The sequence below is a fragment of the Xinfangfangia pollutisoli genome (assembly GCF_020179405.1).
In the GTDB taxonomy this organism is placed as follows: Bacteria; Pseudomonadota; Alphaproteobacteria; order Rhodobacterales; family Rhodobacteraceae; genus Pseudogemmobacter; species Pseudogemmobacter pollutisoli.
Genome location: NZ_JAICBZ010000143.1, coordinates 1 through 4954 on the forward strand (window position 1 = coordinate 1; position 4954 = coordinate 4954).

Sequence of the window (4954 nt, forward strand, 5' to 3'; positions counted from 1 at the left end):
GCGGCGCAGGGCGCGGTCGGCCGCCCAGCCGAACAGCGCCCCGGCGGTGACCTGCCAGACCGTATGCGCCCCCAGCTCGATCCGCGTGCCGCCGACGAATCCCGCGGTGATCACCAGCACCGCCTGGGCGCCCGGGTTGCCGCGCAGACAGTCCTGCACCACACGGCTTGTCCCGATCGCCGCGGCCGATGTATGGGCCGAGGGGAAGCCGCCCGTCTCGCCCGTGGGGCGCAGGTTCAGCGGCGTTTCACCCAGAAGGGCCTTGCTGCCGCGCACGCCAGCCCAAAGCAGGGCGAAGCGCAGGGCGAAATCCTTGCCCTCGGCGCGGGTCAGGGCACAGCCCCAGCCGAGAATCGGCAGCACCACCTGCAGCCGGTCGCCATAGCCGCGCACTGTCGGCTGGGCCGTCACCAGCGCCGCGACAAGCGCGCCCAGCACCAGATGGGCCAGACCGAGGCCGCGAAGAATTCTGCCGATCAGCATCTGGCCCTTCAGGGTTGGCCCCCCGCCGATCCGGGTGTGAGGGGAACCGGGGTGGCAGGGGGCCAGGGGACGAGGACGAAATGGGGCAGGGCCCCGGACGAAGTGGGGCAGGGCCCCGCCTTGCAATTAGCCCGCATCGGGCGGTGCCGGGCATTGGCCGGATGGCATAAGACCGGCCGTTTAAGCGGCTGCTTACGCGGTTTGCGGCCCCGCCCTGCCGCCCCCGATCCGCCCCCGACCTGCGGCAAAGGCGAAACAGGCGGTGGCAAAGGGGAAACAGCCTTGCCCTGTGCGCGTTTGTCCGCTGGACTGGCGCGCGCCCCTTGTCTAAAAGCGCGACGGGCAGGGCCGGCGGGAAACCGCCAGTCCCCGTTTTCAATGGCCGCGTCAGCCTGCGGCTACGCCAGGGAGAGGAACTCGTGTCCCACGCAGAAAACCCCGCCGGCACGCGCCGCGATTTCCTGTACTACGCCACGGCCGGGGCCGGTGCGGTTGCTACGGGCGCCGCAGTCTGGCCGCTGGTCAACCAAATGAACCCTTCGGCCGATACGCGCGCCCTTGCATCGATCTATGTCGATGTCTCGGGTGTGCAAACCGGCACGCAACTGACTGTGAAATGGCGTGGGAAACCCGTGTTCATCCGCCGTCGCACCCAGGATGAGATCGATGCCGGCCGCGCCGTGCAGCTTACCGATCTGATCGACAAGAACGCCGAGAACGCCAACAAGCCCGGCGCCGAGGCCACCGATGAGAACCGCACCCTCGATGCCGAGGGCGAATGGCTGGTCATGATCGGCGTCTGCACCCATCTGGGCTGCGTGCCGCTGGGCCAGCAGGGCGAGTTCGGCGGCTGGTTCTGCCCCTGCCATGGGTCGCACTATGATACCGCCGGCCGTATCCGCAAGGGACCGGCGCCGCGCAATCTGGACGTGCCGCTGGTGCAGTTCACCGACGATTCCAAGTCGACGATCCTTCTGGGCTAAGGAAAACACACATGGCCGGAATTCCCCACGACCATTACGAGCCCAAGTCGGGCATCGAAAAGTGGCTTCATACCCGCCTGCCGGTGGTGAGCCTGATCTATGACACGCTGATGATCCCCACGCCCAAGAACCTGAACTGGATGTGGATCTGGGGCATCGTGCTGGCCTTCTGCCTGGTGTTGCAGATCGCCACCGGCGTCGTCCTTGTCATGCACTACACCCCGCATGTCGACCTGGCCTTCGCCTCGGTCGAGCATATCATGCGCGATGTGAACGGCGGCACGATGCTGCGCTACCTGCATGCCAACGGCGCCTCGCTGTTCTTCTTCGCCGTCTATCTGCACATCTTCCGCGGCCTGTACTATGGCAGCTACAAGGCGCCGCGCGAAGTGACCTGGATCGTCGGCATGCTGATCTATCTGGCGATGATGGGCACGGCCTTCATGGGCTATGTCCTGCCCTGGGGTCAGATGTCCTTCTGGGGCGCGACCGTGATCACCGGGCTGTTCGGCGCCATCCCCGGCATCGGGCCGACCATCCAGGAATGGCTTCTGGGCGGGCCGGCGGTCGACAATGCCACGCTGAACCGCTTCTTCTCGCTGCACTATCTGCTGCCCTTCGTGATCGCGGCCTTGGTTGCCGTTCACATCTGGGCCTTCCACACCACCGGCAACAACAACCCCACGGGTGTTGAAGTGCGCCGCGGGTCCAAGGAAGAGGCGAAGAAGGACACCGTGCCCTTCTGGCCCTATTTCGTGATCAAGGATCTGTTCGCCCTGGCCGTGGTTCTGGCGGTGTTCTTCGCCATCGTCGGCTTCATGCCGAACTATCTGGGCCACCCCGACAACTATATCGAGGCGAACCCGCTGGCGACGCCCGCGCATATCGTGCCGGAATGGTACTTCCTGCCCTTCTACGCGATCCTGCGCGCCTTCACCGCCGATGTCTGGGTGGTGCAAGCGGCCGAGTTCCTGTCCTTCGGCATCATCGACGCCAAGTTCTTCGGCGTGATCGCGATGTTCGGCGCCATCCTGTGCATGGCGCTGGTGCCCTGGCTGGACACCTCGGCGGTGCGTTCGGGCAAGTACCGGCCGCAGTTCAAGTGGTGGTTCTGGCTTCTGGCGCTGGATTTCGTCGTGCTGATGTGGTGCGGCGCCATGCCCGCGGCCGAACCCTATGCCACGATCTCGCTGATCGCCTCGGCCTATTGGTTCGCCTACTTCCTGGTCATCCTGCCGCTTCTGGGCGTCATCGAAAAGCCGCTGCCGCTGCCGGCGACGATCGAGGAAGACTTCAAGTCCCACTACCCCCACGCGGCCGAGTGAGAGAGGAACAACAGATGTTCAAAAAAATCGCACTCACCGCGGCTTCGGTCGTTGCCCTTGCGGGCGCGGCCCATGCCGAGGGCGCGGCGGCGCATATCGAGGACGTGTCCTTCGCCCATGAAGGCCCGTTCGGCAAGTTCGACCAGTTCCAGCTGCAACGCGGGCTGCAGGTCTATACCGAGGTCTGTTCGTCCTGCCACGGGCTGAAATTCGTGCCGATCCGCACGCTGGCCGATCCCGGCGGGCCGGAGCTGCCCGGCGACCAGGTCCGCGCCTATGCGGCCTCGCTGGATGCGGTGACCCTGCCCGACGGGACCGAGCGTCCGCGCGAATGGACCGACAAGTTCCCCGCCCGCTCGGGCGAGGGGATGGGGCCGGACCTGTCGCTGATGGCCAAGGCCCGTGCCGGGTTCCATGGCCCTGTTGGCACCGGCATCAACCAGCTGGTCCGCGGCATCGGCGGGCCGGAATACATCGTCTCGCTTCTGAACGGCTATGCCGACAATCCGGCCTGCGCGCCCGAGGGCATTGACGGCTACTATTACAACACCGCCTTCACCGCGGGCGGTGTGCCGGCAAGCTGCAAGGACGAACACGGCAATTCCACCGTGCCGGGCAGCTGGATCGCCATGCCGCCGCCGATCGACGATGGTTCGGTCGAGTTCCAGGATGGCCATTCCAACACCAAGCATCACATCGCCGAGGATGTCGCCTCGTTCCTGATGTGGTCGGCCGAGCCGAAGCTGATGGCCCGCAAGCAGGCCGGCTTCGTCGCCGTGACCTTCCTGGTGGTGCTGGCCTCGCTGCTGTTCCTGACCAACAAGAAGATCTGGGCGCGCGTGAAGGGCAAGACCTTCGAGGCGTGACCCAAGGGTCAGCGACCTTCAAGACCGGACAGTGAATGAAAACCCCGCCCCTTACCGGGCGGGGTTTTTTCCTGTGCCCAGATAGGCGGCCAGGGCCGGGGGCGGGGCCGCGAACAGGGCGGCAGTGGGCTGGGGCGGATCGGCCCGGCCTTCGGCCACCAGCACCGTCAGCGCGGCGAAATGCAGCGCATCCTGCGGGTCATGGGTGACCATCAGCACCAGCGCCCGGGTCTCGGCCGCGACTTCGGCCACCAGATCCAGCATCTCGCCCTTCAGGGCGGGGCCCAGAGCGGCGAAGGGTTCGTCCAGCAGCAGGATCGGCCGGGCCCGCAGCAACACCCGCGCCAGCGCGGCCCGGCTGGCCTGGCCGCCCGACAGGGCCGCGGGCCGGCGCGGGCCAAGGCCCGCCAGACCGACCCGCTCCAGCGCCTGCTCGACGCGGGTCTTTTCGGCCGCCGACAGGCGCAGATCGGGGCGCAGGCCCAGGCCCAGGTTCTGCGCCAGCGTCAGATGCGGGAACAGGTTCTGGTCCTGGAACAGGATCGAAAGCGGCCGCTGACCCGGTGCCAGCGGCGCCAGATCGCGGCCCTGCCACAGGATCCGGCCGCGTGCCGGCGGCAGGAAGCCCGCGATTCCCGCCAGAAGCGTGGATTTGCCGGCGCCCGAAGGCCCGATCAGCGCCACGCGCGCGGCTTCGGGCAGGCTCCAGTCGGCCTCCAGCCGGAAATCGTCCTGGGCCAGGCCCAGATCGTCAAGGTGCAGCACGGCGGCCTCCGGCATCGAAGATCCAGAACAGGGTCAGGCTGAGCCCGACCAGCAGCAGCGAGGCGCCCGCCGCCGCCTCGATCCGGTAGGCCGAGGACAGGCGCTGGATCACCAAGGGCAGCGTCGCCTCGGTCTCGCCGGCAAACAGCGCGATCACGCCCAGATCGCCCATCGACAGGGCGGCGGCAAGGCCGGCGGCAAAGCCCAGCGGACGGGCCAGCCGCGGCAGGGTCAGAAGCCGCAGCCGCGCCCAGCCGCGCAGGCCCAGACTGTCGGCCAGCCGCCCGTAATCGGCCTGCAGCGCCTGCGCCTCGGGGCGCAGCAGGCGATAGGCGAAGGGCAGGGTCAGCAGCGCATTGACGGCCAGGGTGACCGGCAGGGCCAGGGTCACGGGCGGCGCCAGGGGCCGCAGCAGCAGGTACAGCCCGGTGCCCAGCGCCAGGCTGGAGGCCGCCAGCGGCAAGACGGCAGCAAGCGCCGTCCAGCCCGGGGCGTTGCGCGCGGTGGCCAGCGGCAGGGCCAGCGCCAGGAC

Annotated in this window: 5 protein-coding genes and 1 pseudogene; 3 read left to right on the top strand and 3 right to left on the bottom strand. The window is 67.9% G+C overall.

The window, feature by feature from the left end; translation table 11 throughout:
* On the bottom strand, positions 1 to 483 hold a 483-nt coding region (locus K1Y73_RS21295; protein WP_225030399.1), incomplete at its 3' end, for a phosphatase PAP2 family protein.
* Between the two features lie 419 nt (positions 484 to 902).
* Here K1Y73_RS21295 and petA point away from each other — a divergent pair.
* Genes petA through K1Y73_RS21310 form a run of 3 tightly spaced genes read left to right on the top strand, consistent with a single transcriptional unit; the run spans position 903 to position 3657 of the window.
* Entirely contained in the window at positions 903 to 1466 is a 564-nt protein-coding gene (gene petA / locus K1Y73_RS21300) for a ubiquinol-cytochrome c reductase iron-sulfur subunit (protein ID WP_225030401.1), read from the top strand.
* A gap of 11 nt (positions 1467 to 1477) precedes the next feature.
* Positions 1478 to 2791, top strand: coding sequence for a cytochrome b (gene petB / locus K1Y73_RS21305; protein ID WP_225030403.1), 1314 nt, complete (start codon positions 1478 to 1480; stop codon positions 2789 to 2791).
* Positions 2792 to 2805: 14 nt separating this feature from the next.
* Complete coding sequence (locus tag K1Y73_RS21310) at positions 2806 to 3657, top strand: cytochrome c1 (RefSeq protein ID WP_225030405.1); 852 nt, start codon at positions 2806 to 2808, stop codon at positions 3655 to 3657.
* Positions 3658 to 3708: 51 nt separating this feature from the next.
* Here the strand turns inward: K1Y73_RS21310 and K1Y73_RS21315 are convergent, their stop codons facing one another.
* Both K1Y73_RS21315 and K1Y73_RS21320 read right to left on the bottom strand, forming a co-directional pair.
* Positions 3709 to 4422 (bottom strand): thiamine ABC transporter ATP-binding protein, encoded by a 714-nt coding sequence (locus tag K1Y73_RS21315; RefSeq protein WP_225030408.1) that lies wholly within the window; start codon positions 4420 to 4422, stop codon positions 3709 to 3711.
* Positions 4409 to 4954: pseudogene (locus K1Y73_RS21320) on the bottom strand (thiamine/thiamine pyrophosphate ABC transporter permease ThiP); the annotation flags it as partial. The pseudogene K1Y73_RS21320 and the gene K1Y73_RS21315, both read right to left, overlap by 14 nt.

What these genes read in the sequence shown, in the direction of transcription:
- petB (WP_225030403.1), top strand. Translation starts at nt 1,478, where the DNA reads ATGGCCGGAATTCCCCACGACCATTACGAGCCCAAGTCGGGCATCGAA.
- K1Y73_RS21310 (WP_225030405.1), top strand. Translation starts at nt 2,806, where the DNA reads ATGTTCAAAAAAATCGCACTCACCGCGGCTTCGGTCGTTGCCCTTGCG.